The 25698-nt window shown below is 59.8% G+C and carries 28 protein-coding genes; 20 read left to right on the top strand and 8 right to left on the bottom strand.

Going from position 1 to position 25698, the window contains the following annotated elements; translation table 11 throughout:
• Positions 1–133: 133 nt before the first annotated feature.
• The 4 genes from AC1D2R_RS17570 to AC1D2R_RS17555 are packed head-to-tail and all read right to left on the bottom strand — an operon-like array spanning position 134 to position 3250.
• Positions 134–1504: a 4Fe-4S binding protein gene (locus tag AC1D2R_RS17570; protein ID WP_477968976.1), complete on the bottom strand. Its 1371-nt coding sequence runs from the start codon at positions 1502–1504 to the stop codon at positions 134–136.
• A 5-nt stretch (positions 1505–1509) separates the two neighbouring features.
• The gene (locus AC1D2R_RS17565; RefSeq protein WP_477968818.1) at positions 1510–2364 is read right to left on the bottom strand and encodes an FTR1 family iron permease; all 855 of its coding nucleotides are present in this window, start codon (positions 2362–2364) and stop codon (positions 1510–1512) included.
• The gene (locus AC1D2R_RS17560) at positions 2361–2681 is read right to left on the bottom strand and encodes a cupredoxin domain-containing protein (protein ID WP_477968816.1); all 321 of its coding nucleotides are present in this window, start codon (positions 2679–2681) and stop codon (positions 2361–2363) included. Before AC1D2R_RS17560 ends, AC1D2R_RS17565 begins: the two co-directional genes overlap by 4 nt.
• 26 nt (positions 2682–2707) lie before the next feature.
• Complete coding sequence (locus AC1D2R_RS17555) at positions 2708–3250, bottom strand: iron transporter (RefSeq protein ID WP_477968814.1); 543 nt, start codon at positions 3248–3250, stop codon at positions 2708–2710.
• A gap of 242 nt (positions 3251–3492) precedes the next feature.
• On the opposite strand from AC1D2R_RS17555, the gene AC1D2R_RS17550 reads away from it, so the two are divergent.
• Positions 3493–4173 (top strand): NnrU family protein, encoded by a 681-nt coding sequence (locus tag AC1D2R_RS17550; RefSeq protein WP_477968812.1) that lies wholly within the window; start codon positions 3493–3495, stop codon positions 4171–4173.
• On the opposite strand, the gene AC1D2R_RS17545 is transcribed toward AC1D2R_RS17550, so the two are convergent.
• A complete protein-coding gene (locus AC1D2R_RS17545; RefSeq protein ID WP_477968810.1) occupies positions 4128–4766 on the bottom strand; it encodes a UbiX family flavin prenyltransferase in 639 nt (212 codons plus the stop codon). The two genes, AC1D2R_RS17550 and AC1D2R_RS17545, sit on opposite strands and share 46 nt — an antisense overlap.
• Positions 4750–6258, bottom strand: a complete 1509-nt coding sequence (locus tag AC1D2R_RS17540) for a UbiD family decarboxylase (RefSeq protein ID WP_477968808.1) — start codon at positions 6256–6258, stop codon at positions 4750–4752. The genes AC1D2R_RS17545 and AC1D2R_RS17540 overlap by 17 nt, the downstream gene beginning before the upstream one ends.
• Before the next feature lie 102 nt (positions 6259–6360).
• Between AC1D2R_RS17540 and ubiT the strand changes: the two genes are divergently transcribed.
• The 5 genes from ubiT (at position 6361) to AC1D2R_RS17515 (ending at position 9707) form a co-directional block, all read left to right on the top strand.
• Positions 6361–6867, top strand: coding sequence for a ubiquinone anaerobic biosynthesis accessory factor UbiT (gene ubiT, locus AC1D2R_RS17535; RefSeq protein WP_477968806.1), 507 nt, complete (start codon positions 6361–6363; stop codon positions 6865–6867).
• Positions 6858–7835 carry a ubiquinone anaerobic biosynthesis protein UbiU gene (gene ubiU / locus AC1D2R_RS17530; RefSeq protein WP_477968804.1) on the top strand — a complete coding sequence of 326 codons (978 nt, stop codon included), beginning with the start codon at positions 6858–6860 and terminating at the stop codon, positions 7833–7835. The genes ubiT and ubiU overlap by 10 nt, the downstream gene beginning before the upstream one ends.
• A gap of 4 nt (positions 7836–7839) precedes the next feature.
• On the top strand, positions 7840–8769 hold the full coding sequence (gene ubiV / locus AC1D2R_RS17525) for a ubiquinone anaerobic biosynthesis protein UbiV (protein WP_477968974.1): 930 nt from the start codon (positions 7840–7842) through the stop codon (positions 8767–8769).
• The gene (locus tag AC1D2R_RS17520) at positions 8766–9185 is read left to right on the top strand and encodes a hypothetical protein (protein ID WP_477968802.1); all 420 of its coding nucleotides are present in this window, start codon (positions 8766–8768) and stop codon (positions 9183–9185) included. The genes ubiV and AC1D2R_RS17520 overlap by 4 nt, the downstream gene beginning before the upstream one ends.
• 168 nt (positions 9186–9353) lie before the next feature.
• Complete coding sequence (locus tag AC1D2R_RS17515; RefSeq protein ID WP_477968800.1) at positions 9354–9707, top strand: hypothetical protein; 354 nt, start codon at positions 9354–9356, stop codon at positions 9705–9707.
• A gap of 17 nt (positions 9708–9724) precedes the next feature.
• Here AC1D2R_RS17515 and AC1D2R_RS17510 read toward each other — a convergent pair whose 3' ends face one another.
• Positions 9725–9946, bottom strand: coding sequence for a hypothetical protein (locus AC1D2R_RS17510; RefSeq protein WP_477968798.1), 222 nt, complete (start codon positions 9944–9946; stop codon positions 9725–9727).
• Positions 9947–10074: 128 nt separating this feature from the next.
• Here AC1D2R_RS17510 and AC1D2R_RS17505 point away from each other — a divergent pair, with 128 nt between their 5' ends.
• Positions 10075–10632 (top strand): threonine transporter RhtB, encoded by a 558-nt coding sequence (locus tag AC1D2R_RS17505; protein WP_477968796.1) that lies wholly within the window; start codon positions 10075–10077, stop codon positions 10630–10632.
• A 308-nt stretch (positions 10633–10940) separates the two neighbouring features.
• On the opposite strand, the gene AC1D2R_RS17500 is transcribed toward AC1D2R_RS17505, so the two are convergent.
• On the bottom strand, positions 10941–11651 hold the full coding sequence (locus AC1D2R_RS17500; RefSeq protein WP_477968794.1) for a transcriptional regulator NanR: 711 nt from the start codon (positions 11649–11651) through the stop codon (positions 10941–10943).
• 191 nt (positions 11652–11842) lie between these two features.
• Between AC1D2R_RS17500 and oiaX the strand changes: the two genes are divergently transcribed.
• From oiaX to dhaL, 13 genes are all read left to right on the top strand, one after another.
• Positions 11843–13099, top strand: coding sequence for a 3-oxo-isoapionate-4-phosphate decarboxylase OiaX (gene oiaX, locus AC1D2R_RS17495; RefSeq protein WP_477968792.1), 1257 nt, complete (start codon positions 11843–11845; stop codon positions 13097–13099).
• Between the two features lie 4 nt (positions 13100–13103).
• Positions 13104–14438: a four-carbon acid sugar kinase family protein gene (locus AC1D2R_RS17490; RefSeq protein ID WP_477968790.1), complete on the top strand. Its 1335-nt coding sequence runs from the start codon at positions 13104–13106 to the stop codon at positions 14436–14438.
• A gap of 2 nt (positions 14439–14440) precedes the next feature.
• Complete coding sequence (locus AC1D2R_RS17485) at positions 14441–15235, top strand: triose-phosphate isomerase (protein WP_477968788.1); 795 nt, start codon at positions 14441–14443, stop codon at positions 15233–15235.
• 21 nt (positions 15236–15256) lie between these two features.
• The gene (derI, locus tag AC1D2R_RS17480; RefSeq protein WP_477968786.1) at positions 15257–15694 is read left to right on the top strand and encodes a D-erythrulose-4-phosphate isomerase; all 438 of its coding nucleotides are present in this window, start codon (positions 15257–15259) and stop codon (positions 15692–15694) included.
• Between the two features lie 74 nt (positions 15695–15768).
• Positions 15769–16596 carry a phosphogluconate dehydrogenase C-terminal domain-containing protein gene (locus tag AC1D2R_RS17475; RefSeq protein WP_477968784.1) on the top strand — a complete coding sequence of 276 codons (828 nt, stop codon included), beginning with the start codon at positions 15769–15771 and terminating at the stop codon, positions 16594–16596.
• Between the two features lie 79 nt (positions 16597–16675).
• Positions 16676–17617, top strand: a complete 942-nt coding sequence (locus AC1D2R_RS17470) for a substrate-binding domain-containing protein (RefSeq protein WP_477968782.1) — start codon at positions 16676–16678, stop codon at positions 17615–17617.
• A 76-nt stretch (positions 17618–17693) separates the two neighbouring features.
• Entirely contained in the window at positions 17694–18338 is a 645-nt protein-coding gene (locus tag AC1D2R_RS17465; protein WP_477968780.1) for a DUF2291 family protein, read from the top strand.
• The gene (locus AC1D2R_RS17460) at positions 18335–19879 is read left to right on the top strand and encodes a sugar ABC transporter ATP-binding protein (RefSeq protein WP_477968778.1); all 1545 of its coding nucleotides are present in this window, start codon (positions 18335–18337) and stop codon (positions 19877–19879) included. The genes AC1D2R_RS17465 and AC1D2R_RS17460 overlap by 4 nt, the downstream gene beginning before the upstream one ends.
• Positions 19876–20940 carry an ABC transporter permease gene (locus AC1D2R_RS17455; protein ID WP_477968776.1) on the top strand — a complete coding sequence of 355 codons (1065 nt, stop codon included), beginning with the start codon at positions 19876–19878 and terminating at the stop codon, positions 20938–20940. The genes AC1D2R_RS17460 and AC1D2R_RS17455 overlap by 4 nt, the downstream gene beginning before the upstream one ends.
• Before the next feature lie 2 nt (positions 20941–20942).
• On the top strand, positions 20943–21977 hold the full coding sequence (locus tag AC1D2R_RS17450; RefSeq protein WP_477968774.1) for a Gfo/Idh/MocA family protein: 1035 nt from the start codon (positions 20943–20945) through the stop codon (positions 21975–21977).
• Positions 21974–23848 carry a D-apionate lactonase gene (apnL, locus tag AC1D2R_RS17445; RefSeq protein WP_477968772.1) on the top strand — a complete coding sequence of 625 codons (1875 nt, stop codon included), beginning with the start codon at positions 21974–21976 and terminating at the stop codon, positions 23846–23848. The genes AC1D2R_RS17450 and apnL overlap by 4 nt, the downstream gene beginning before the upstream one ends.
• A gap of 59 nt (positions 23849–23907) precedes the next feature.
• Positions 23908–24927, top strand: a complete 1020-nt coding sequence (locus AC1D2R_RS17440) for a dihydroxyacetone kinase subunit DhaK (RefSeq protein WP_477968770.1) — start codon at positions 23908–23910, stop codon at positions 24925–24927.
• Complete coding sequence (dhaL, locus tag AC1D2R_RS17435; protein WP_477968768.1) at positions 24924–25568, top strand: dihydroxyacetone kinase subunit DhaL; 645 nt, start codon at positions 24924–24926, stop codon at positions 25566–25568. The genes AC1D2R_RS17440 and dhaL overlap by 4 nt, the downstream gene beginning before the upstream one ends.
• The last annotated feature ends 130 nt before the right edge of the window (positions 25569–25698 follow it).

Genomic DNA, 25698 nt, shown 5'->3' with positions numbered 1-25698 from the left:
CGCGACGCGGCGTCGTGGAAGGTGACTGGTGACCGTCGATCACGTGATCGAGCAGCAGCTTGCGTTCGCCTCAACTGTTGACGCGGACATGGCCGGCCATGTCCGTAGATCTCCAGGGCTCGGGTCTTTGAGACTACGACAGAAGGGCTATGAGCCAAGCGATGCAGAACAGGGTGATGGGGATGCATACCAGCGCCGTCGCCGCTACCCTCCGTCCGATCGCCCTGGTGTAGATCCCAGTGATGCTGGAGAACATCCTGAGCGACCACAGGGCCGACACCAGGATTGCCGCTGCCCTCGCCTGGTCGGCGTGTGGCAGTACGACCCCGTCTGCGTGAAGTTGCGTTATCGTGAGTGAAAGCAGTCCGGCGAACAACGAAGCGGCAGCCAGCGGGATCAAAGCCTGAGCTAAGTGGTGGAGGATAGTGAGGGGCCGTCGAAGCACGAGACTGCTTGCCGCAAGTGGGCCAATGAAAAGAATGGTTGCAGACAAGCACCCGAGCAAGATCAGCACCAGGAGGCAAAGACCGTCGGCTACGGTCATGACGTCGTTGACCGAGGGGTAGTTCGTGAGGATCCACCAGGGAAGCCGCAGGGAAAGCGGCCAGATCCACTGGGCATCGACACAGAGTTCGACGAGCCACTGCCTGAGAGCCTGGAAGATCGCGCTGCTCGACCAATGAAGTGCGGCCGGCACCACGCCAAGAAGCACCGGCACGATCAGGATTGTCTCCCAGGAGGTTGCCCTGCGCCCGGAGCCGTAGATGATGTCCATCGCGGGCTTACGCCATGCCAAGCGTATGGCACCACGATGGCCGCTGCACCGGCCGCACATGTGGCATGCGGATGCTCCCTGCATCGTCTTGATGGGCACCAGGGGCGCGCAGTTTACGGCTGGCGCGTCGGCCCTTGCAGAACGGCGCCACGCTTCCAGTTCCACCTGAAAATGAAGCGGAGCGAGCTTTGAAACGAGGCCGAACACTCCGCTAACCGGGCAAAGAAACCTGCACCAGATACGCTTCGCCTTTCCGTAGCGCGCGCCGACGATCATTGCGACGAAGGTCGAACCGCCGAGCAGCAGCGCCGCAGGCTTTGGATACTGGTAGATGCTGGTAAGCTGTCCATAAACCGTGGTGGCGATGAAGGATACGACCGGCCATCCGGACCACTTCATCCAACCTGGAATGGCCCTCGCAGCGCCCCTCTCGCTGGCGAACTCGGATAACGCGCCTTCGGGGCAGAGAAGACCGCACCAGAAGCGCCCGACGAGCGCGGTCGCCAACACGACGAAAGGCCACCACACGCCCCAGAAGGCGAACTGGGCGAACCGCGACAGGTTGTTCCAAATGAAGTCGCTGCTCCGCGGCAACGGCAGGAGCAGCGGCGCTGCGAGAAGGAAGACATAGGCGCTGATTATCACCCATTGCGCGCGGCGGATGAGCGCTTGCCGCCGTAGCAGCATATCGCCGAAGGCTGCAACGAATCCTCTCGGCACCACCTGCATTGTCGTCACGCGTGCACCCTGTCATCCCCAGGGGGCAAATATGCCAACGATGCGACCAGCCAATATGCGCTAAGACCTATCAGCGGAAGAAGCTCAGGGTGCGATCGGTAGCCAGCCAGTCCAGCGATAAACGCACCAATGCCGCTGGCGTCGTCGAGCAGCCAGCTCGTATCCCACATCGGCCCTGTCATGGGCGAAAGAATCCCGAGCGATATCGACTTGTCGACGACCATCATCGTCAGACCGCTTCCGAGGATCAGCAACAGGATCTGACTGACGCGCGACAGAACCTTCTTGGACGCCACGGCGGTGCCGGTCTTGAACGCCCAGAAGCACATGACGGCAAGTCCAAGTCCCAACGCGCCCGAGGCAGCCACCATGCCGGCGTGCGAACCTGTCGAGGAGGATAGCAGCCCGAAGAGGAAGACCACGGTCTCTGCGCCTTCCCTGGCAACTGCGAGCGCCGAAAGCATCGCAAATCTCATCCAGTTGCCCGCTCTTGCGTGCATTGCCGCCCTGCCGCCAAACTCACCAGAGGGCCGTCGGTCGATTTCGCGCATCCAAAAGACCATGCGGAGCATGAGGATTGCTGCCATGCCCGCCAAAACCAGCTGGAGAATGTCAGCGCCGTCACCGTCCAGATAGTCCCCGGCACTCGTCATCAGCACCGCCAGCGCGACGGCAAGCCCCAGCCCTGCCACCATACCTCCGGCGATCCAGCGGATTGCCGTACGCCGAGAGGCCGCTCCCTCCCGCATCGACCATACGAGAAGCGTCCCGACGATCAGCAGCGCCTCCAGGGACTCGCGCCAGACCACCGCGACAATCTCGAAAGACTGGAGAAAGAGGTTGGCGTTCATTGTGCCACCAGCTTCGCCGGCGGCATGTCGAGGTGGAAGTCGTCGAAGAACGCGTAGCTGCCCGCGTCGAGGGAGCGGAACACGAGGAAGCTCGACGCGCCTGAGGCCAAAACCTTCTCCTTGCGTAGTGGAATGCTCTCGAACTCTATTGGAGTCGTCCCGTCGTTGTGCAGTTCGAGCTTGAAGCGCTTGTTCGCTGGCACCTCGATAACCGAGGGGGAGACCACCCCGTTGCTGAAGTGCACCTGGAAAACGGGATCCTCCTCCTCCGCAAATACAGGCGCTGCCGCAATCGATGCGGCCGCAAAGAACGACAAGCAGATGGACCATCGGCAGCCGTGCATCAGTAGCCGCCCTTTTTTCCGACGCCCGCGAACACGAACTCGTAGTTCAGTGTGAAGGCCTCTGGCCATGCGGCAACGCCGGTCTCTTTGTCGACATGGCGGCCGAACGACATCATGCCGTGTCCGCCTGGATGAACAGTGAGTTCGAGCGCATACCGGCCGGCGCCCGCTAGCTTCACGTTGTCGCCATAGTGCGGACCGTCGCTCGCCACCATTGCCTCGAGGGCGCCGCTTTGCTCAACGCCGTTGCCAAGGTTCTTCACCTTGTATTCGACATGTAGGTTCGGCATCCAGTCACCTTCGGCGAAGCCGTTGGCATTGTCCCCGGTCGCATGGATATCCGCCTCCAGATGGACATCGGATTGAGCCGCCGAAAGCATCATGCCGGGCGGGTCCATTTCGATCGGCTGAAGATAGACCGCGGCAACCTCCATCCCTCCGGCGACCTGCGGCGCTCCGATCGGAAATTCGCCGGCATGGAGGTCGAGCGGCATCGCCGCAAAAACGACTGGGAACAAGCAAAGACGGGTGGCACGAAACATGACGGAAGTCCCTCAAAGATGACAAACGCCGTCATCTTTAACCAGGGAAAAGGGTTAGATCTTTGCGCTGGCGCAAAGAGGGTAATGGGGCGGCGCAAGCGATGCCGGCAATCGCTGTCTCAGCAAGAATGGCGATGTCCGGCTAAGCTTGCGCCCACGCGCGAGCACTTCGGAGCTGTTTGATTTTGATCAAGAAAGAATTGTCACAGATCTGTTATCGACGCCTCCCAAAGGAGGTCGTCATGATCCCATTCTTTTCCGCTTTTGCAGTGTTCCTGGTCCTCCACTCGATTCCAGCGGTCCCGTCAGTTCGAACGGGGATCATTGCGCGCGTCGGCAGGCCGACATATTTCCTAGCCTATTCCGCAGCCTCGGTCCTCGCCCTCGCGTGGCTCTTTTCCTCCGCACTTTCCCTCGACTATGTACCGTTGTGGGATCTAAAGCCCTGGCACGCCGTCGTCACGTTCGTCCTCGCACCATTCGGGGGATTTCTGGTATTGGCGGGTCTCGCGAGCTCGAACCCCCTTTCGGTCGCCATCAAGTCGTCCGACCAACCCGGCGCCGTCGTCCGAATTTGCAGACATCCGGTCCTTTGGGGCTTCGCGTCCTGGGCGTTAGGGCATATCGCGGCGAACGGAGACCTTCGTTCGGCCCTTCTTTTCGGCGGGCTTGCCATTTTCTCTCTCTCGGCCATTCCCATGATCGAGAGGCGCGCGAAGCGGCGTCTGGGAGATCGCTGGCAAACCTTGTCTGCCAAGACCTCCATGCTGCCCCTCGGTGCACTCCTCAAAGGTCAGCCTCTAGCGATGGACATGCCGATGGTGATTTCCGCCGCAGTCACGGCCGGATTGAGCGTCTGGTTGCTCTTTGGCGGGGGTCATGCCCTGCTCTTTGGAGCGGACCCGATTGCGATCTTCGGCTGATTCCAGTCGGTCTCGCCCTGCCATGCACGCGACAGATGGGGAAGTGGAAGCCCCAAGAGATCGATCGCCCGACGTGCAAGGTGATCAACAATATCGCCGACGCACTGGGGTCGGTTATAGAAGGCCGGGACGGGCGGCATTACGATCGCTCCCATTTCCGTCACGGCCGTCATGTTTCGTAGGTGTCCCAGATGCAGCGGCGTCTCACGGGTCATGAGAACAAGACGACGCCGCTCCTTGAGATGAACGTCGGCAGCGCGTGACACCAAGCTGTCTGACAAGCCTGTCGATATAGCTGCGAGACTCTTCATCGAGCATGGTGCAACGATCATTCCAGCGACGGGAAAGGAACCGCTGGCAATTGCCGCGCCTATGTTCCTGTTGTCGTAGTGACGATGAGCCTTGATCAGCATTCTGCCGTGAGCTTCAGTTCCAACCTCGTGTGCGAGAGTTCGCTTTCCACTGTCTGAAACGACGAGGTGCACCTGCACGTCATGCGCGGCAAGTTGGTCCAGCACGGCCACGCCAAGCGCTGCACCCGACGCGCCGGTTACGGCCAGTACCACGTTCAGTTGTTCACCTGGCGGCGTCATCTCGAATCCTTTCCCAAAGTTGTTCGGCTCGTGCAGTCAGTTCACTCGGCATTTGGAGCTCGCGACCCCATTCCCTGTCGGTCTCGGTTCCCATCTTGTTGGTGGCGTCAATGCCCATCTTCGTTCCAAGGCCCGCCTTGGGCGATGCGAAGTCCAAATAGTCGATCGGGGTGTTTTCCATGACGACCAGATCTCTCGACGCATCGAACCGCGTGGAAACGGCCCAGATGACGTCTTCCCAGTTCCTCACGGAAATGTCCGCGTCGACGACGATTATCAGTTTCGTGTAGTTGAACTGAGGAAGCATCGCCCAGAGACCCATCATGATGCGACGAGCCTGCCCGGGATACCGTTTGTCGATCGAAACGACCGCCGCGCGGTAGGAACAGGCCTCAGGCGGAAGCCAAAGATCGCGTATCTCCGGGAATTGCCGCCTGGCAATTGGAACGAACAACTCCGTCATGGCTTCGCCAAGACGCGAGGGTTCGTCAGGCGGGCGGCCGGTATAGGTCGAGAGATAAACCGGTGATCGCCTGGTGGTGATCGCTGACACCCGCACGACGGGAAAGGATTCGACCGAGTTGTAGTAGCCGGTGTGATCACCGTAGGGGCCCTCCGGCGCCGTATCTTCGGCCGACACGACGCCCTCCAGGACGATCTCGGCATTCGACGGCACATGAAGCGGCACCGTCAATGCCGTGCTGACGTCCGTGCGTGATCCCCGCAGGAGGCCGGCGAAATTCAGCTCGCTCATGCCCTCTGGAAGCGGAATGACGCCAGCAAGCAAAGTCGCCGGATCCGCTCCGATCGCGATGGCGATCGGCATGTCCAATCCCTTTCGTTGCCACTCCCGAAAATGCTTGGCACCGCCTCTGTGGGCGAGCCACCTGACAATCAGCGACGTCGAATCTCTCACTTGCATCCGGTAGATCCCGACATTCACGTCGGCCGGATCATCAGGACTGCGTGTGATCACCAGCGGCCACGTGATCAGGGGAGCAGGCTCGCCCGGCCAGCACCATTGGACGGGCAGACGTCCGAGATCGATTTCCGTTCCCCTGTAGACGACCTCCTGGCAGGGCGCCGTCCGACGATGTCGTGGCCGCATACTGATCGCAGCCTTCAGCAGCGGCAGTTTGCTCCAGGCGTCCGCGAGCGACTTCGGCGGAACCGGGTGCTGCATCTCGGCAAGTTCGTCGGCTAGACGTTGTAGCCCACCCTCCCCGAGACCGAGGCCGAGTTCGATGCGTTCCTTTGTGCCGAAGAGATTGACCACGACAGGGACAGGCGAGAGCCGGCCAGTCGCGTCGATTGGCGACTTGAAGACAAGTGCCGGGCCGTTCTCGTTAAGAACTTTCTGATGCAAGGCCGTCATTTCGTGAACGAGGGAGACCGGCTCGTCAACAGTCACCAGCAGGCGGCGCTGTTCGAGCTCCCGCAAGAAAGCCTGAAGATTGCTGTGTCGTTGGGTTCGAAGATCATCGTTTCGCATTGACGATGCAATCGATGAGGAAACAGTCGCTGTCTTTGTTGCAGATCAAACAGAGGCGGCGCAATAAAACCTAGGATGCCTTATTCAATCTGAGAGGCCTCAATGCTTGCCCCACATCGTCTGATGGCCACAGCGCGCATCGTACCGTTGCCGGTCGCTGCGGGCATCGCATCCTTGCTTTTCCAGCAAGTTCTCAAGTGCCATCCCAAGCTGTTCGACCGCCTCGGGGAATACCAACAAGCCTGCTTCGGCTTCATTCCGTCCGATCTCCCTTTTGCATTCTGCATTCGACCCAGCGAACGGACCATTCGTACCTTTCGAAAAGGGAATGCTATGGCGGCCGATGCGACTATCGCTGGCCCCTTGCTTCTAATGCTTGCGCTGGCGGAGGGACGCGTCGATGGCGATGCGATCTTCTTCGCGCGCAAGCTCGCCGTTAGCGGGGATATGGAGGCCGTGCTCGCCTTGCGTAACGCTCTCGACGACAGTGAGATCGATATGGTGAAGACCATCGGCAAGCTGTCCGGCCCCTTGAACCGCTCAATGGTTGGCGTGCTCTCGTCGATACGGCGTCGCGCGCTGGAATCGCATGGTGTCGCATGGAATTGATCTGCCCTGCGGGGACCCCTTCCTCCTTCCGTGAAGCTGTCGATGCCGGCGCCGACGCCGTCTATTGCGGGTTCCGCGACGAAACGAACGCCCGCAATTTTCCAGGATTGAACTTCGATCCGTCTGAGCTTCGGCAAGCCGTGTCTTATGCGCATGCTCGCAGCGTCAAGACGTTCGTCGCGCTCAACACGTTTATGACGGCTGGGAACGAGGACCTCTGGTACCGCAGAGCGCGAGAAGCGACGGAGGCGGGCGCGGATGCATTGATCGTTGCGGACTTTGGACTGATGGCGCATATCGCCGAGCATCACCCGCAGCAGCGGCTCCACATCTCCGTCCAGACCTCCGCTTCCAATCCAGACGCCCTCTCGTACCTGGTGGAGAATTTCGGCGCAGCACGCGTCGTGCTGCCGCGTACGCTGACGATCGCAGATATCGCGCGAATCTCTCGACGTGTAAGTTGCGAACTCGAGGTGTTCGTCTTTGGGGGTCTTTGCGTGATGGCCGAAGGGCGATGCTCGCTATCCTCCTACGCGACGGGAAAATCGCCCAACATGAACGGCGTGTGTTCGCCTGCGAGCCACGTCAGGTACCGCGAGGTCGGCAGCGAGATGATGTCGGACCTTGGCAGCTTCAGGATCAACATGTTCTCGGCGAACGAGCCTGCCGGCTACCCGACCCTTTGCAAGGGACGCTTCGAGATCGCCGACAGCAAGACCTATGCGTTCGAAGACCCGGTCTCGCTGGACGTGATGGACCAACTAGACGAGCTTCGTGCCGCGGGCGTGAAGGCCCTCAAGGTCGAGGGCCGTCAGCGTGGCAAGGCGTACATCTGCGAAGTCGTCTCCACTTTGCGCGCAACGTTGAACGCAGCGCCCACCGAGCGCGCCGCCCTTATGGCGCGTCTAAAATCGCTGAGCGAAGGTCAGCAGACGACCCACGGCGCCTACGAAAAACGCTGGAGATGATGTGATAAAGTCTTCTTTAAAACTCACGCTTGGGCCCTTGCTCTACCTCTGGACCACCGAACGTTGGCGCGATTTCTACTTTCGGATCGCAGACGAGGCGCCAGTCGACGTGGTCGTTATCGGGGAAACCGTCTGCTCGAAGCGGCTGCATTTCATGGAGCCGGAACTCGCTGTCGTCATCGATCGGCTAGAAGCTGCTGGCAAAGAGGTCAGGCTTTCTACCTTGGCCCTTGTGACACTGGATCGAGAGTCGAACTACCAGCGAACGCTCGCCGACGATGACGCCCGTCTTGTGGAAGCAAACGACCTTTCCGCGCTGCAAGTGCTGAAGAACCGTCCGCACGCCGTAGGGCCGTTCGTAAATGTGTACAACGGCGCCACGGCCAGGGTCTTGGCACGAAACGGTGCGACCGCGATCTGCCTACCACCGGAACTGCCATCGACGTCGGTCACCGACATCGCAAAGTCATGCCCTGAGGTGGAATTCGAGTTGTTTGCTTTCGGCCGAATTCCCCTCGCGATCTCTGCTCGCTGCGCACACGCTCGTTCGAAGGGACGGACCAAGGACAACTGCCAGTTCATTTGCCAGGACGACCCTGACGGCCTTCCAGTAAATACGTTGTCGGGGCAGCCATTTCTTGCGCTTAACGGCGTGCAGACGGTCTCTCATACCTGCCAGGCGCTTCTCGACGATCCTGACGAAACGCGGTCGATGGGAGTGCGCTCGCTGAGGCTTTCTCCCCAGTCCTGCGACATGACGGCCGTATCTAAATTGTATCGCGAATTATTGGATGGATCGATCTGTCCCACTGAAGCGGCATCGCTGCTCAGGGATGTCTACCCGGACGTGCCGCTCTCCAACGGCTTTCACCATGGTCAGGTTGGTGCACAGTGGATTGCAAGGCTCAGAAACGCTGAAGGATTGGGTCAATGAATACAGGACATGAAACGGTCTGCACGTCCGCCGACGCGCGTGCGCGTTCGGCGCTCCGCCAGATCAAGGCCTTCGCCAAGAGACCGGACCTCGACTGCGGCTGCTCTTCCGTCGTCGGCGAGGTGTTGTTGAATCTCGCCCCGAAGGAGCGCGCGGCGGTTGTCGGCGAACTCTTCCTGTCCGCAATGCGACAGCGCACCAAGGTCACCACGCTGATGGAACTTCTGAAGGAGCTCGATCAGTTCGGCCCAGCGACTGACCGCGGCGAAATCGATGAGGCTGCGATGATCTTCGACGACTTGGCCGAGCAGGCGCGGCTTGGTTCCCAGCTTTTGAGAGCTTTCTCGTTCAATCGATCCAACGTGCGGCAGGCTGCCAGAGAATTCGAATTGCCTGCAACGGGTGCGAAGTCGTGACGGAGGAGAGAAACCAGAAAAGGCGCCTCGACGTCCTCGAATTCATAAGCACGGGCGGGTCAATGGGCGGGGAACCGCAGGCGACATTGGAGGCATTTCTCCGCCACGCAAATCCATGGACCGTCTCGCCTGTCAAGAACCCATCCATCGGACCGACGGCGCCGCGGCATGGCCACCGCTCTGCCGATGAGTGAATGTGCAACAGAAGGCACCGGGATGATCGAGTTCGATCCGCGTGGTCGAACGGGATCCTTCCTCATGCACGCGGGTGACCGATCGCCGTGCGCCGTTACGGTGACACGCAGAGGTATCCTCAACGTTGCCTCTCCGCCTCGCGCAACGGCTAGCCGATTTCTTGAAAGCATCGAAGTCTTCCGTGCGATTGCGCGCGAGAAGCTTTCCACGAAGGATCCAGTCGGGCCGCTGGAAGTAACCGCGGAGGACGTGAGGCGCTGGAGGCGGCGGCACGGTATTGCCGTTTCGAACTACAAGGACGATGAGATCCTCGTATCGCGACGTTAGGCCCGCAGTAGTGCAGTTCACTCGGAGTTCTCGATCCACAGAGCGGTCGCCATGTAGCCAAGGCCGATGGTGCTGGCAAAAAGATAAATGAACAGGCCCTGTGCTATGAACGAATCCGGAAAGACCATTCGGTAGCCCATCGCGCCAATCCGGATCTGCCAGATCAGCAGACCTGTGACGCAGCCAAGTGCGAAACCTGTGATGAAACGGGTGAGGATAAACCAGATCAAGCGAGGCATTGCTGCACCTCCGGGCGAATGCATGGAAATGGACGACCGGGCAAAAAGTTCCTGAGCCAAATGACCTAGGTCAAACACGACCGTTTCAAACAATGCAAAAAGCGGGCCTAGGCTTGAGGGAATTTACGATGGACCTTGTCGAGTTCGCAATCAGCGTTTTTGCGCTTCTGATCTTGCCTGGCCCCACGAACGCAATGTTGGCGATGGCGTCGAAAGGTTTGGGGCCGGCTGGGATAGGCGCCCCTCTGGCGGCCGTTCTCGCAGCCTACTTGTCTGTCATTGTACCAGTTTCTGCGTTTGCAGCGCCCTACCTTCACCATCACCCGGTTGTCTTCCAGGTTGTCAAATTGATATCGGCGACATGGGTACTGTACCTGGCGCTGCGGCTTTGGGGCTTGATTGGCCCCGCACAATCGTCAGGACCAGGCTTCGGCCAACTGTTTCTGACAACCCTCCTCAATCCAAAAGGCCTCATCGTCGGGCTTACCATGCTTCCGTCTCGAAGCTCTTTCGCGCCTGACGCAATCGTCGCGTTCCTGGTCGCGGCCGCTGCCACGTCGTCCGTATGGCTGGTGCTGGGCCGGCTCATTCCCGGAGACCAACAACAGTTGCCGCTGCTCGCAAGGAGATGCGGGTCGGCAGCCTTGATGTTGTTTGCCGCAATGCTCACAGCCAGCACGTTGTGATCCGGCCGTTCGCCGGAAGGATGGCTCGGCAGGGCCTCCATCAGCCGCTACAGGACCGTTTCAAGAAGATCGCGAAACAGGCATTGGCAGGGCGTTAGCGCGGTCGCTGACCTAAAACCCAGCGGTTGCCCTGCTTATGGCCATCCGAGGCACCGGAGACGGGGGTTCCAGGGAATGAAGCATTGCATTGCCCCGTTTTCGGCGCAGTGCGTGCCGGTCGATCCACCCTTCCCGTGCGCAGGATGAGCCCTCGTCGAGATCGCATCCGGCAAAAGCTGGCCAGGTCTCTCTGTCGCCCGGCGCGCAGCCTAATCGCGACTTGTGTAAAGGGCGCTTGATCGCTCGAGGTGTTTGAGGACGGCCGCTTCCGCGCCGTTGGCATCGTTCGCCGCCAACCGCTCGAGAATTTCCTCGTGTTCAACAAGAGTGAACTTTTCCTTGCCTGTCCAAATGAGCATTTCGGTATGGTACGCCTTCAGCCACGCGAGCATGGCTTCGCTTACCGCGACGAAAATCGGATTGCCTGATATCTGGGCAATGCGCGTATGAAACTGCATATCGGCAGCGATAAACTCCTCGGCATTGCCGAGGGCCCTGCGCTGATGCTCCAGGATCTCTCTGAGGTCGCGGATGTCAGCTGCCGTTGTTTTGGCGGCAGCTTCACGCGCCATTCCGCGCTCGAAGAATATACGCGAGCTTTTGAGGTGCTCGAGGGAATCGGCTGACTGTGACAGCATGATCTTTGCTGTCAGATCGACCTGCCGCAAAATCGACTTGGCGGTCAATCTCAGTACCTTCGCGCGTTCACCATGGGAAATGCTGACCAATCCCATGTTCGCAAGCGATTGCATTGCCTCACGGATGGCAGGCCGCCCCACACCAAACCTTTCCATGAGAACGCGTTCGGAAGGCATCTCATCTCCCGGCTGAAGTTCGCCCGACGTTATCATCCGCTCCAGCCGGTCAAAGACCTCATCGGACAACTTTCGACGGACGATCTGTTCGATGGGCTGGCTCATGGTCTCTCGCTGGCTCAAAATGTTCCCATCCTCTTATGCATCTTCGGACGCCTGCAAGAAAGTCCGACATTTCGAATAGCTGTCGGCTTCAAAATTTTTCCGTTGCAGAAAATGGAATACTCATTATACCAGATCACAAGTTGATGCCATGACAAAGATTGGGGCTTGGCAGGAGGAACAACGGGTTCGAAATGATGATTACGCTGACCTACCGCATTGAAACCCCTGTCAGCGTCGAGGCCATGGCGGCCAAGATCGCCAGCGACCAATCGACCGGCACCTTCGTTGCCGTTCCCGGCGAAACCGAAGAGCTGAAGGCCCGCGTTGCCGCACGCGTCCTTGACATTAGACATCTGCCCGATGCGGATCACCCGACCTGGCCAGAGGTCGCTCGCGGACATGGTCCACTTCGCCGCGCTGACGTTGACATCGCCTTTCCCCTCGATGCGATCGGGACCGACCTGTCGGCATTGATGACGATTGCGATCGGCGGCGTGTTTTCGATCAAGGGCATGACCGGCATCCGCATCGTGGACATGAAGCTGCCGGAGGCCTTTCGATCAGCGCACCCTGGCCCGCAATTCGGACGTCCCGGCACCCGCCGCCTGACCGGTGTCGACGATCGGCCGATCATCGGCACGATCGTCAAGCCCGCCCTTGGCCTGCGCCCGAAGGAGACCGCGGCCCTGGTCGGCGAACTCATTCAGTCCGGTGTGGACTTCATCAAGGACGACGAGAAGCTGATGAGCCCCGCCTATTCGCCGCTCAAGGAGCGCGTCGAGGCAATCATGCCTCTGATCCTCGATCATGAGCAGAGAACCGGGAAAAAGGTGATGTATGCGTTCGGCATCTCCCATGCCGACCCCGATGAGATGATGCGCAACCATGATCTCGTCCTCAAAGCGGGGGGGAATTGCGCCGTCATCAATATCAACTCGATCGGCTTTGGTGGCATGAGTTTCCTCAGGAAACGGTCCGGCCTGGTGTTGCATGCCCACCGGAACGGATGGGACGTCCTGACCCGTGATCCAGGGGCAGGCCTGGATTTCAAGGTTTACCAGCAGTTCTGGCGCCTCCTGGGCGTCGACCAGTTCCAGATCAACGGCATTCGCGTGAAGTACTGGGAGCCTGACGAAAGCTTCGTCGAGTCATTCAAGGCAGTCAGCACGCGGTTGTTTGACGAGGTCGATTGCCTGCCCGTTGCCGGCTCCGGGCAATGGGGTGGCCAGGCAGCCGAAACATATCAGCGCACCGGCCGCACGACCGACCTACTCTATCTCTGTGGCGGCGGCATCGTCAGCCATCCAGACGGCCCTGCTGCCGGCGTGCGCGCCGTGCAGCAGGCCTGGCAGGCGGCCGTAGCCGACATACCGCTCGACGAATACGCCAAGGATCATCCTGAGCTTGCCGCTTCAATTGCGAAGTTTGGCGATGGCAAGGCTGCCTGACGCCATGACAAAGCCTCTGCTCAGCTACTTCGGCGATGACTTTACCGGCTCGGCCGACGTCATGGAGGCCCTCGCCTCCAGCGGTGTAGCCACCGTCCTGTTTCTTGGAATGCCCACGGTCGCTACGGCCGAGCGTTTCAAAGATTACCGTGCGTTCGGCATTGCCGGGACCAGCCGGAGTGAAACGCCTGACTGGATGGACGAGCATCTGCCCGCAATCTTCGAATGGCTGAAGACGCGCGGTGCCGACATTTGCCACTACAAGGTCTGCTCGACCTTCGATTCCAGCCCTGCAATCGGCAATATCGGCAGGGCGATCGAGATCGGGAGGACCATATTTGATCAACCGAGCGTTCCAGTCATCGTCGGTGCGCCGCAATTGAAGCGCTACACAGCCTTCGGGCATCTTTTCGCAGCCTATCAGGGTCGTGTCTATCGCATTGATCGTCATCCTGTGATGAGCCGCCACCCGGTGACGCCGATGGGCGAAGCCGATCTTGCCGTGCATCTGGCGAAACAGACAGTGCTGCCCGTTGCACTTGCAGACCTCGCCACCATCACCGCAGTCGATGCGGATCAGCGCGTCGACAAGATCGCAGCCGACACGTCCGGCATCATGCTGATCGACGTCGACAGCGCTCAGTCCCAAGCGGCTGCTGGCCGGCAGCTTTGGCGGGCCAAGCGCACGAACGGGCTGTTTACAGCTGGCTCTTCTGGTGTCGAATACGCGCTGCTTCAAGCGTGGAAGACCGAGGGCCTACTGGGCGAGCAGCCGGAATTTCACTCGCCGGGCAAAGTCGAGCGGCTTGCGGTCGTCTCGGGAAGCGTCTCCCCGACGACCGAACGCCAGATCCGCGACGCAACGGCCAAGGGTTTCGACGGCATCGGCATCGATCCCCTGGAACTGGTCGGTGAGAACCGCGATCGGTCGATCGATGCCGCGGTCACCGAAGGTGTCAAACGGCTAAAGGCGGGCCGTAGCGTCGTTCTGCACACCGCGCTCGGGCCGGGAGAAGACCGCGGGATCGACATCGATCGGATACCGGGAGCACGCCATAGGTTGGGATCCGCTCTTGGGATCATTCTCAGGCGTCTCGTGGAGAACGAAAACCTCAGCCGTGCGATCGTCGCCGGTGGGGACACGTCCAGCCACGCGCTGAAGGAGTTGCACATCGACGCGCTGACAACCCTGCTTCCCCTGCCCCAAACACCAGGTTCTCCGCTCTGCACTGCTCATGGAAGCCACGCCCCAACCAATGGATTGCAGGTGGCACTGAAGGGCGGCCAGGTCGGTAGCGACGACTATTTTTCGCAGATCCGCGATGGAAGAAGAGCATAGACATGACTTACTGGGTCGGTACCAGCTTCAAGATGAACAAGGTTTTGAGCGAGGCTCTTCACTTCGCAGAACGTCTGGCCGCCGCAGATGATGACCGCCATCCGGCAATTCAGCGCTTCGTCATTCCGTCCTTCACCACCGTCCGTGAAGTGAAGAAGACGCTTGCCGGAACGTCGGTGAAGGTCGGGGCACAGAACATGCATTGGGATGTCTCCGGCGCCTGGACGGGTGAGGTCTCACCCGCGATGCTGAATGATTGCAACCTGGACATTGTCGAGCTTGGCCATTCCGAACGGCGTCAGCATTTTGGCGAAACCGACGAGACGGTTGGCCTCAAGGTCGAGGCCGCCGTCAGGCACGGATTGATCCCGCTAGTCTGCATTGGAGAGACGCTGGCCGAGCGCAATGCCGGCGATGCGGACGCCGTGCTAGAGCGGCAGGTCGAGGGCGCATTGGCTCGTGTTTCCGACGCCGGAAAAGACGCAACCATCCTGCTCGCCTACGAACCCGTCTGGGCGATCGGCGTGAACGGGATCCCGGCCTCCGCCGATTATGCCGACGCCAGGCATGCGAGAATCGCCGAGGTCGCCACGAATGCGCTCGGACGCCCAGTTCCTGTTGTCTATGGCGGCAGCGTCAATCCGCAGAATTGCGAAGAATTGATCGCTCAACCGCACATTGACGGGCTGTTTATTGGTCGCTCGGCATGGGCCGTGGACGGCTACCTCGACATCCTGAGACGCGTTGCCTCGGCGATTGGAACTCGAACATCAACCTCATCCCTTCCCGCAAATTGACGGACTGAAAGGACCCATGACATGAAAATCGCAATTGGAGCGGACAGCGCTGGCAAGCCGTTGCTGGATGTCATCGCCATCCACCTCGCAGGCAAGGCAGAACTCGAGGTTCATGACCTCAGTCAGTCCGGATTCTACGCCGATCTGTCACAGAAACTCGCACAGACGATCCTTGATGGCGAAAATGACCGCGGCATCCTGTTTTGTGGTACCGGCATCGGGGTCTGCATCTCGGCCAACAAGGTTCCGGGTATAAGAGCAGCCCTCACGCACGACACCTACTCCGCCGAGCGGGCAGCAAAATCCAACAACGCCCAGATCATCACCATGGGTGCGCGCGTCATCGGACCCGAACTTGCCAAGGCTATCGTGGATGTCTGGCTGACGTCGAACTTCGACCCGAACGGCCCCTCTGTCGGCAACGTCGATGCAATCGACCGGCTGGACGCGCACAAGTAGATCAAAGTGATATGGTGATTGACTCATCATACCAGTTCCGCTAGGAATTCATAAAACTTTCGAGGTGAGGAAACATGACTTCAATTGCTCTCTTTGGCGCCGGCGGCAAAATGGGCTACCGGCTGGCAAAAAACCTCATGGGTTCCCGGTTCGACGTGCGCCATGTGGAGGTCAGCGACGCCGGCAAGGCGCGACTAAAGAACGATCTTGGACTGGACTGTGTGCCGACAGCCGACGCCCTTGATGGCGCTGAGGTGGTCATACTGGCCGTGCCAGATACGGCGATCGGCAAGGTTGCTTCCAGCATCGTTGACCAGCTGAAGCCCGGCACGATCGTCGTGGCCCTCGATGCTGCCGCTCCCTTTGCCAATCACCTGCCCAAGCGTGCCGACCTCACCTACTTCGTCACACATCCATGCCACCCGCCGATCTTCAACGACGAGACGGAAATGTCGGCAAAGAAGGACCATTTTGGCGGGCTCTTTGCCAAGCAACACATCGTTTCGGCATTGATGCAGGGACCGGAAGACGCTTATGCGCTCGGCGAGGAAATCGCAAAGGTCATCTGGGCACCCGTCATGCGCTCGCATCGGGTTACCGTTGAGCAGATGGCTATGCTCGAGCCAGGCCTGTCCGAGACGGTCTGCGCATCGCTGCTCGTCGTCATGCGCCAGGCCATGGACGAATGCGTTGCACGCGGCGTGCCGGCGGAAGCTGCTCGCGACTTCCTGCTGGGTCACATGAACGTTCTCGGCGCGGTCATCTTCAAGGAAGTCGACGGCGTGTTTTCCGATGCCTGCAACAAGGCCATCGAGTTCGGCATCCCCGCATTGATGAAGGATGACTGGAAGAAGGTCTTCGAACCACAGGAGATTGCCGACAGCATCCGGCGCATCACCTGATACCGATCCCGGGAGGGCGCAACCCCTCCCTTTCGCTGCCCTGCTGGGAACAGGGCCTGTTTCATATTGGGAGGAAACCATGAGACTGACACGTAGACTGACTGTCGCTGCCTTCGTCAGCGCACTTGCACTGGGGACTGCAATGCCCGCCTTTTCGGCGGATCTGATCGCCATTATCACGCCAGCACACGACAACCCCTTCTTCAAGGCTGAAGCCGTCGGCGCCGAAGCCAAGGCGAAGGAACTGGGTTACGAAGCGCTCGTCATGACCCACGACGATGATGCCAACAAGCAGTCTCAGATGATCGATACCGCCATCGGTCGCGGTGCCAAGGCCATCATCCTCGACAACGCCGGCGCCGACGCGACGGTGGCTGCGGTGAAGAAGGCCAAGGACGCCGGCATTCCGTCATTCCTCATCGATCGTGAGATCAATGCGACCGGCGTCGCGGTTGCGCAGATCGTTTCCAACAACTACCAGGGTGCCCAGCTCGGCGCGCAGGAATTCGTCAAGCTGATGGGCGAAAAGGGCAACTATGTCGAACTCGTCGGCAAGGAATCCGACACCAATGCCGGCATCCGCTCGCAGGGCTACCACGACGTCATCGACGACTATCCGGACCTGAAGAGCGTCGCCAAACAGTCCGCCAACTGGAGCCAGACGGAAGCCTACGCAAAGATGGAAACCATCCTGCAGGCCAATCCTGACATCAAAGGCGTAATTTCGGGCAATGATACGATGGCCATGGGCGCAATCGCGGCACTGCAGGCCGCCGGCCGCAAGGATGTGATCGTCGTGGGCTTCGACGGCTCCAACGACGTCCGAGACTCCATCAAGTCAGGCGGCATCAAGGCAACCGTGCTGCAGCCCGCCTACGCGCAGGCTCAGATGGCTGTCGAACAGGCCGACGCCTACATCAAGACCAAGACAGCGCCGAAGGAAGAAAAGCAGCTGATGGATTGCGTTCTCATCAACGCAGACAACGCGGGCGGGCTCGAAACCTTCGCTGTCACGAACTAAGGACGGCTCAAACCTATGGCGAAGGGCGCCAATGGCGCTCTTCGCTTTTTTTGTCCTACCCCACGGAGTTTCTTGGATGGCGAGGGTCAGAAGCGCGGTCGTGATCGCATTGCTTGCGGTTGCATTGCCGGGCTGCAAAATCATAAAGACGCCGACGGCGGAGGAAAAGGCAGCGGAAACGGCCAAGAGCGCGTTCGATCCTGCAGCAAAAGTCGATGTCATCTGGCAGTCGCAGGCCATTCCCTATTTGGACAAGCGTGCCGGAGACCTCCAGGACGTCGTGGCACTGGCGGCTTCAAGCCCCGACCAGGCGGGCGCGAAATATGGCAACCCCCGCAAGCAAAGTAGCGCGCCATGGACCTATGCGGTCAAGCTGAACGGGAAGGTTGTCGCGGCCGACACCGCATCGCGCGCAGCAGTGATCGATGTTGATGCAGATGGCGACGGGAAAGCCGATGCCAAGGTACAGATCGGTCCGGCGATCCGCGGCACGGCCCTGCGGGACACGCTCGAATTTGTCAATTTCAACGAGTTCAAAAACCAGATCGAATGGGCGAAGTTCGGCAAGGCATTCAACGACAAGGTCAACGCCGTCCTTCTGGCACCCTTGCCGCGGGATGCGCTGACTGGCAAGACCGTTACGGTAACGGGTGCGTTTCCGCTGCCCGCCTCTGGACAGTTGCCCGTGATCACGCCATCCGAACTGGCGGTGGGGCAATGAGCGAGCCGATCCAACAGGACGTCATCCTACGCCTCGACGACGTGTCGAAGGTCTATTCGGGCATTGTCGCCGTCAAGCGCGCAAACCTTGAGTTGCGGCGCGGCGCGGTCAACGTGCTGGTCGGCGAGAACGGTGCCGGCAAGTCGACGCTGATGAAGATCATCGCAGGCGTTGAACGGCCAACGATCGGCCGCATCGTCCTTGATGGTGAACCGGTCTTTTTCGACAGTCCGGCCGATGCCCAGGCCCATGGCATAGGGATGATCTTTCAGGAGCTGAACCTGTTTGCCAACATGACCGTGGCCGAGAACATCTTTACCACGCGCGAGATTACCCGCGGCATCCGCGGCATTGACCACAAGGCACAGATTGAAAAGGCAAACGCGTTTCTCCAACGGCTCGATGCAGGCATCAATGCCGAGACCATGGTCGAGGATCTGCCGATCGGCCAGCAGCAGCTGGTTGAGATCGCCAAGGCGATGTCGCTGAATGCACGCATCCTGATCATGGACGAGCCGACGTCCGCATTGTCGGCCTCCGAGGTCGAAATCCTCTTCAAAGTCATTGCCGAATTGAAGGCACAGGGCGTCGCAATCGTTTATATCTCGCATCGCCTGGAAGAGCTGATGCGGATCGGCGATTACATCACGGTATTGCGCGACGGCCAGATCACCGGCCAGGCGATGGTTCGCGACATCGATACCAAATGGATCGTGCGCTCGATGATCGGCTCCGACGCCAAGGATTTCGCCAGAGCCGTTGATCACTCACTCGGTGCCGAGGCCTTTCGCGCCGAAGCGATAAGCCTGCCGAGGCGAACCGGCGGACTAGCCGTTGACCATGTCTCGCTCTCGGTTCGATCCGGCGAGATTCTTGGCATCTACGGATTGATGGGTGCCGGCCGAAGCGAGTTCTTCGAGTGCGTCATTGGCAGGCACCCGCATTCGACAGGGAAAGTCTTCATCGACGGCTCGGAGGTTCGCGAACGCGACACCACCCGGCGGATCCGGCGTGGGCTCGCCCTGATACCGGAGGATCGCCAGCGCGAGGGCCTGGTGCAGGTGTTGTCGATCGCGAGCAATCTGACGCTTGCAAGCCTGCAGCGCTTCACCCGGATATTCCACATCAAGGCCAGCGCCGAGAAACTGGCCATTGGCGACATGATCCGCGACCTCTCGATCAAGGCTCCCAATCCCGATTTCGAAGTCACGTCGATGTCTGGCGGCAACCAGCAGAAGGTTGTCATCGGCAAGGCCTTGATGACGAACCCCAAGGTTCTCCTGATGGACGAACCAAGCCGCGGCATCGACGTCGGTGCCAAGGCGGACGTGTTTCGCACCATGCGCAGACTGGCCGGCAACGGCCTTGCGATACTATTTTCAACCTCCGACCTTGAAGAGGTCATGGCACTTTCCGACCGCATCGCCGTCCTCAGCAACGGCAAGCTGGTCGCAATCTTCGACAAGAACGAAGCGACGGAAGAAGCCATCATCGCAGCATCAGCCAAGGGCCACGGACAAACAGGAAAGCTCGCTTCATGACTGCGGACACTTCTTCCACTTTCGGGGCCAGGCGTTCGAATGGCTCGATCCTGCTGACGCTGATGAAGCTTAGAACGTTCATCGCGCTCTTTGCCGTGATCATTTTCTTTGCGATCTTTGCACCGAACTTCACGTCGACGGCAAACATGATCCTGATGTCGAAGCATGTGGCTCTCAACGCCTTCCTGGCGATGGGCATGACATTCGTCATTATCACCGGGGGCATCGACCTCTCGGTTGGCTCGATCGTCGGGCTGTGCGGCATGGTCGCCGGCGCTCTCATTTTGAACGGCGTTGAATTGCCGATCGGCTACACGATCTTCTTCAACATCTACGAGATCGTGCTGATCACTCTGGCCGTTGGTCTGGCGATCGGCCTGATCAACGGGCTTTTGATCACCAAGCTCAACGTCGCGCCATTCATCGCAACGCTCGGCACGCTCTACATCGCAAGAGGTCTCGCCCTCCTGTCGTCCGATGGCCAGACCTTCCCCAATCTCGTCGGACGGCCCGAATATGCGACGACCGGCTTCGACGTCTTCGGCGCGGGACGGATGTTGGGCCTGCCCGTTTCGATCTGGATCCTGATCGTGCTTGCGTTGATCGCCGCTTATGTTGCACGTTCGACGCCGATCGGACGGCATATCTTTGCCGTTGGCGGCAACGAGCGTGCGGCACGCATGTCCGGCATCCGCGTGGATGTCGTCAAGATCTTCGTCTACATGTTCTCAGGGCTTTGTGCGGCGATCGTAGGGTTGGTGATATCGTCCGAACTCATGGCCTCTCATCCGGCTACCGGCGAGAGCTTCGAGTTGAACGCAATTGCCGCAGCCGTGCTTGGCGGGACATCGATGTCCGGCGGACGCGGAACGATCGGCGGCACGATCATCGGTGCCTTCGTCATCGGCATTCTTTCGGATGGCTTGGTCATGATGGGCGTTTCATCCTTCTGGCAGATGGTCATCAAGGGGCTGGTGATCATCATCGCGGTGGTCGTCGATCAGGCACAGCGCCGGCTTCAGCAGCGCGTGACCCTCATGCAAATGGCAAAGGCAGGTTAGGAATGACCGAACTGAATGGCGCACTCATCGGCTGCGGCTTCTTTGCAGTCAACCAGATGCATGCGTGGCGGGATGTGGCCGGTGCCGGAATCATTGCAATCTGCGACCGCGACCCGCAGCGGCTGAAGATCGTCGGCGACCAGTTCGGCATCGAGCGTCGCTATAGCGATGCGGCCCGAATGTTTGCCGATGGCGGCTTCGATTTTGTGGATATCGCCACCACTGTACAGAGCCATCGCGTACTGGTGGAGATGGCCGCGGGCCACAAGGTACCCGCCATCTGCCAGAAGCCGTTCGCAAAGTCGCTTGATGATGCCAAGGCAATGGTCAAGATTTGCGCCGAGGCCGGTGTCCCGTTGATGGTGCACGAAAACTTCCGCTGGCAGACCCCGATACAGGCGGTGAAGAAAGTGCTGGAAGACGGTGTGATCGGCGAGCCATTCTGGGGTCGCTTCTCATTCCGGTCCGGCTACGATGTCTTCTCCGGCCAGCCCTATCTCGCCGAGGGCGAACGCTTCATCATCGAAGATCTCGGCATCCACACGCTCGATATCGCACGATACATACTGGGCGATGTCACCCGGCTGAGCGCACGCACAAGGCGCGTCAACCCGTCGATCAAGGGTGAGGATGTCGCGACCATGCTCCTCGATCATGAAGACGGTGCGACCTCGATCGTGGACGTCAGCTACGCATCGAAGCTCTCGACGGAACCCTTCCCTGAAACGCTGATCGAGCTGGATGGAACCGCAGGCAGCATACGGCTCTTGCAGGGTTACCGCCTCGAAGTCAGCAGCCAGACTGGCACCGATGTGTCGGATGTTTCGCCGAAGCTCCTCTCCTGGGCATCGCGTCCCTGGCACAACATTCAGGAGAGCGTATTTGTCATCCAGCAGCATTGGGCAGACCGTCTCGTCGCCGGCGGTGAGACATCGACGTCAGGTGCGGACAACCTCAAGACCTTTGCTCTTGTCGAAGCGGCCTATGACAGCGCCGCCAGCGGCCAGACGGTTGACATTGGAACGATGCTGCGATGAGCGGGGCCGACACGTTCCTGATCTATGGGACAGAAGAGGTCGAGCCGCAGCCGGTACGCCTCACAGCCGGCAGACTGACCGCCGATCTGAGCAACGGCAATCTGCGTTCGATTGCCTATGACGGGGTCGAGGTGCTTCGGGCTGTCTCCTATCTGGTCCGCGACCGCGACTGGGGAACCTACGCCCCACGCATTGCCGACATGACAATCGATCAATGGGAGAACGCTTTTTCCGTCCGCTATGTCGCGCATTGCCAAGGGCATGATGGCACGAACCTTGCGGTCAGCGTGCATATCTGCGCGCAGGCCAATGCGCCCCTGATCTTCGACGCGAAAGCCATATCCACCAGCGGGTTTGAGACCAACCGCTGCGGCTTTTGCATTCTCCATCCGATCGTTGGCGTCGCTGGAATGCCCGTCTCGGTCGAGCATTCCGACGGGCGGCAAGAGGAGACGCGGTTTCCTGCTCTGATCGATCCGTGGCAGCCGTTCAAGGACATGCGCGCCATCACCCATACCGTGATGCCGGGTGTAACCGCCAGGTGTGGGATGGAAGGTGATGTCTTTGAGATGGAGGATCAGCGGAACTGGTCGGACGCGTCCTACAAGACCTATGTCCGCCCTCTCGCACTGCCATGGCCTTATCGGATACCTGCGGGCGAGCCGGTTCTCCAGCGTATCGTCCTCGACATCGCCGACGAGCGGGCGATCTTGACGCCCGCCTCGGTAGAGGTGGAACGGCGCACCGTCGTGCTCGCAAGGGGCGAACGGCGCGGCCGAATGCCATCGATCGGGGTTATCGTGACCGCCGAAGAATCCAAGGCTGCACTCCGCGAGGCCAGGACGCTTGCCGAAATCGGACCGCAGGAATTGCTCTTCCATTTCGACCCCGCAGCGGGGCACGATGCAGACGCGTTCACGCGATTTGCAGCCGTCGCAAAACTTCATTCGGGCACATCATCCCTTGAAATTGCCCTACCATGCAAACGACCCGTGAACATCGAGATCGGCGAGATTGCAGGCGAAATGCGTGACGCCGGATTCAAGCCCGATGCGATCATCATCTCGCCTTCCATCGACCGGCAATCAACGCCGCCCGGAAGCAAATGGCCTGAATGTCCTCCACTCAGCGAAGTCTACGCCGCTGCCCAAGCCGCCTTTCCGGACATCCGGCTCGGTGGAGGTATGCTCAGCTATTTCACCGAACTCAATCGCAAGCGCGTACCATCGGAGCCGCTCAGCTTCGTCAGCCATTGCACCAACCCGATCGTGCACGCCGCTGATGACCTTAGCGTGATGCAGACACTTGAAGCACTGCCGTTCATCACCCGTTCCGTTCGCGCAATCTATGGGGACAAGCCGTACCGGATCGGACCGTCGACGATTGCAATGCGTCAGAACCCCTATGGCAGCCGCACCATGGACAATCCGAATGGCGTGCGCATGCCAATGGCCAATAGCGATCCGCGCCATAATGGTCTCTTCGCCGAGGCCTTCGCATTCGCCTATGTCGCGAAGGTGCTGGATGCGCAGTTGGAATGCCTGATCCTGTCAGCGTTGACGGGCAAGTTCGGCCTTCTGGCAGGCAGGTCCGAGCCCATCGCCGAGGGTGGCCGACGCCCGCTTTTCAGGGCCGTGAAAACACTGGCCGGCCTTGCGGGCTGCGAATGGGTGGAATGCTCGTCATCAAGTCCTTCACGGGTACTGGCGTTCACGACGAACGCGCCACCCGGTGCGATTTTGTGGATTGTCAACGTGACGAAGAGCGATCAACAGGTTGATCTTGGATCGTTGCGACGCGCTGACGGGCCGACGGGAAGCGTGCTTGCTCTGTCACCCTACGAGGTCAGGTCGGTTGCACTCGCGGATTGATATTGCATCACGCCGGCGTAGCTGTAGCCTTCTGGAGCGCGAAAACTGGGAGGACTAGCGTGAAAACCAAAAAGCTCATCAATCACGGCGACGCGGCAGTGGACGAGATGCTCGAAGGCATTCTCGCCGCGCATCCAGACCATCTCTATGCTGTCGACGGTTCATCCCGGTCGATCATAGCCAAGGAAGGGCCACGCAAAGGCAAGGTTGGACTGGTAATCGGAGGCGGCTCAGGTCACGAGCCGAGCTTCCTCGGTTTCGTCGGCAAGGGATTGGCCGATGCCGCTGCTGTCGGCAATGTCTTTGCATCCCCCCCGCCCGATCCGATCATCGCCTGCGCAAAGGCGGTCGACGGCGGGGCGGGCGTTCTCTTCATGTATGGCAACTACGCCGGCGACGTCATGAATTTTGACATGGCTGCCGAAATGCTGGCAATGGACGACATTGAGGTCCGGACTGTGTTGACGACAGATGACGTTGCCTCCGCACCGCCAAGCGAGCGACAGAAGCGGCGTGGGGTGGCCGGGAACGTCTTTATTTTCAAGGCTGCGGGCGCTGCGTGCGACAGGATGTACTCCCTCGATGAGGTTGAGCGCGTCGCCCGCAAGGCGAACGATCGGACGTTCACCATGGGCGTCGCGCTGTCGCCCTGCTCACTGCCACAGACGCTGCGGCAGAATTTTGAAATGGCCGACAACGAGATGGAAGTCGGTATGGGCATCCATGGCGAACCTGGCGTTGCGCGCAGTCTTCTCAAACCTGCCGATCAGGTGGCGGACGAATTGCTGGACACCATCCTCACCGATGCGAAACCTGGGCGAGGCGAGCGCGTTTCGGTCCTCGTAAATTCGCTCGGATCGACGCCGTTGATGGAGCTGTACATCCTCATGCGTCGATTGAAGACGAGGCTCGACGAAGCGGGCATCGTTATCCATTCGTCGCTGGTTGGACACTATTGCACATCGCTCGAGATGGCGGGAGCATCGATCACGCTGATGCATCTCGATGACGAATTGCAGGATCTGATCGACCATCCCTGCGATTGCGCAATGTTCCGGGCTGGCGAGGCACACAAATGAGCCAGATTACGGTGAGCGATCTGCAGCGGCTGCTGACGAATATTGCAACGGCAATGACGGCCGAGAAAGAGTACTTCTGTCGCCTTGACGGCATCATCGGTGACGCTGACCATGGGATTGCGATGGAGCTTGGTTTTGTCGCTGCGGCCAGGGCCGCCGGGGAGCTGGATCTGTCCACAGCCGATCCTACGGCGATATTCAACACAGCGGCAAAGGCTTTCCTGAACGCAGTGGGCGCATCCTCGGGACCTCTCTATGCAACCGCTTTGATGCGAGCGGGCGCCGTGGTGAAGGGAAAGGCCACGCTAAACGACGAGGACATGGTCGGCGCCTTCGTGGCGCTTGCCAAAGGCATACAAGACCGCGGCAAGGCAGAGATCGGCGAAAAGACGATGGTCGACGCCTGGGTACCGGCTGCCAATGCGTGCCAGAACGCCAGGGCCGAGGGAGCATCGCTTGAGCAATGCCTCTCAGCCGCGCTTAACGCTGCCGAAGCTGGACGAGATGCCACGAAAGATATGGTCGCAACAAAAGGTCGTTCCTCGCGACTGGGCGTAAGATCGATCGGCCATATCGATCCCGGCGCCGCATCCGCAACAGTCGTCATCGCCAGCATTCGTTCCATGCTTGCACGTCAATGACGATCCCATCATCATACCAGTGACATTCTGACGTAGATTCTGCCGGAACCAAGCTCAGCATGTTGATTTCCCAAGTGGGGCCGCAAGACCGCTTTCTCGAACGTTGGCGACACGCGTCCCTTCGTGCCGT

This window comes from Rhizobium sp. P1_C7, assembly GCF_056406295.1.
Note: the sequence above shows the minus strand (reverse complement) of the source record. Positions and strands in the feature narration are given on the sequence as shown.

Bases quoted from the DNA above. Each gene is read 5' to 3' on its own strand.
- AC1D2R_RS17570 (WP_477968976.1), bottom strand. From the start codon at position 1,504: ATGCAGGTGGTGCCGAGAGGATTCGTTGCAGCCTTCGGCGATATGCTG.
- AC1D2R_RS17565 (WP_477968818.1), bottom strand. From the start codon at position 2,364: ATGAACGCCAACCTCTTTCTCCAGTCTTTCGAGATTGTCGCGGTGGTC.
- AC1D2R_RS17555 (WP_477968814.1), bottom strand. From the start codon at position 3,250: ATGTTTCGTGCCACCCGTCTTTGCTTGTTCCCAGTCGTTTTTGCGGCG.
- AC1D2R_RS17550 (WP_477968812.1), top strand. From the start codon at position 3,493: ATGATCCCATTCTTTTCCGCTTTTGCAGTGTTCCTGGTCCTCCACTCG.
- AC1D2R_RS17545 (WP_477968810.1), bottom strand. From the start codon at position 4,766: ATGACGCCGCCAGGTGAACAACTGAACGTGGTACTGGCCGTAACCGGC.
- AC1D2R_RS17540 (WP_477968808.1), bottom strand. From the start codon at position 6,258: ATGCGAAACGATGATCTTCGAACCCAACGACACAGCAATCTTCAGGCT.
- ubiT (WP_477968806.1), top strand. From the start codon at position 6,361: ATGCTTGCCCCACATCGTCTGATGGCCACAGCGCGCATCGTACCGTTG.
- ubiU (WP_477968804.1), top strand. From the start codon at position 6,858: ATGGAATTGATCTGCCCTGCGGGGACCCCTTCCTCCTTCCGTGAAGCT.
- AC1D2R_RS17520 (WP_477968802.1), top strand. From the start codon at position 8,766: ATGAATACAGGACATGAAACGGTCTGCACGTCCGCCGACGCGCGTGCG.
- AC1D2R_RS17515 (WP_477968800.1), top strand. From the start codon at position 9,354: ATGGCCACCGCTCTGCCGATGAGTGAATGTGCAACAGAAGGCACCGGG.
- AC1D2R_RS17510 (WP_477968798.1), bottom strand. From the start codon at position 9,946: ATGCCTCGCTTGATCTGGTTTATCCTCACCCGTTTCATCACAGGTTTC.
- AC1D2R_RS17505 (WP_477968796.1), top strand. From the start codon at position 10,075: ATGGACCTTGTCGAGTTCGCAATCAGCGTTTTTGCGCTTCTGATCTTG.
- AC1D2R_RS17500 (WP_477968794.1), bottom strand. From the start codon at position 11,651: ATGAGCCAGCCCATCGAACAGATCGTCCGTCGAAAGTTGTCCGATGAG.
- oiaX (WP_477968792.1), top strand. From the start codon at position 11,843: ATGATGATTACGCTGACCTACCGCATTGAAACCCCTGTCAGCGTCGAG.
- AC1D2R_RS17490 (WP_477968790.1), top strand. From the start codon at position 13,104: ATGACAAAGCCTCTGCTCAGCTACTTCGGCGATGACTTTACCGGCTCG.
- AC1D2R_RS17485 (WP_477968788.1), top strand. From the start codon at position 14,441: ATGACTTACTGGGTCGGTACCAGCTTCAAGATGAACAAGGTTTTGAGC.
- derI (WP_477968786.1), top strand. From the start codon at position 15,257: ATGAAAATCGCAATTGGAGCGGACAGCGCTGGCAAGCCGTTGCTGGAT.
- AC1D2R_RS17475 (WP_477968784.1), top strand. From the start codon at position 15,769: ATGACTTCAATTGCTCTCTTTGGCGCCGGCGGCAAAATGGGCTACCGG.
- AC1D2R_RS17470 (WP_477968782.1), top strand. From the start codon at position 16,676: ATGAGACTGACACGTAGACTGACTGTCGCTGCCTTCGTCAGCGCACTT.
- AC1D2R_RS17465 (WP_477968780.1), top strand. From the start codon at position 17,694: ATGGCGAGGGTCAGAAGCGCGGTCGTGATCGCATTGCTTGCGGTTGCA.
- AC1D2R_RS17460 (WP_477968778.1), top strand. From the start codon at position 18,335: ATGAGCGAGCCGATCCAACAGGACGTCATCCTACGCCTCGACGACGTG.
- AC1D2R_RS17455 (WP_477968776.1), top strand. From the start codon at position 19,876: ATGACTGCGGACACTTCTTCCACTTTCGGGGCCAGGCGTTCGAATGGC.
- AC1D2R_RS17450 (WP_477968774.1), top strand. From the start codon at position 20,943: ATGACCGAACTGAATGGCGCACTCATCGGCTGCGGCTTCTTTGCAGTC.
- apnL (WP_477968772.1), top strand. From the start codon at position 21,974: ATGAGCGGGGCCGACACGTTCCTGATCTATGGGACAGAAGAGGTCGAG.
- dhaL (WP_477968768.1), top strand. From the start codon at position 24,924: ATGAGCCAGATTACGGTGAGCGATCTGCAGCGGCTGCTGACGAATATT.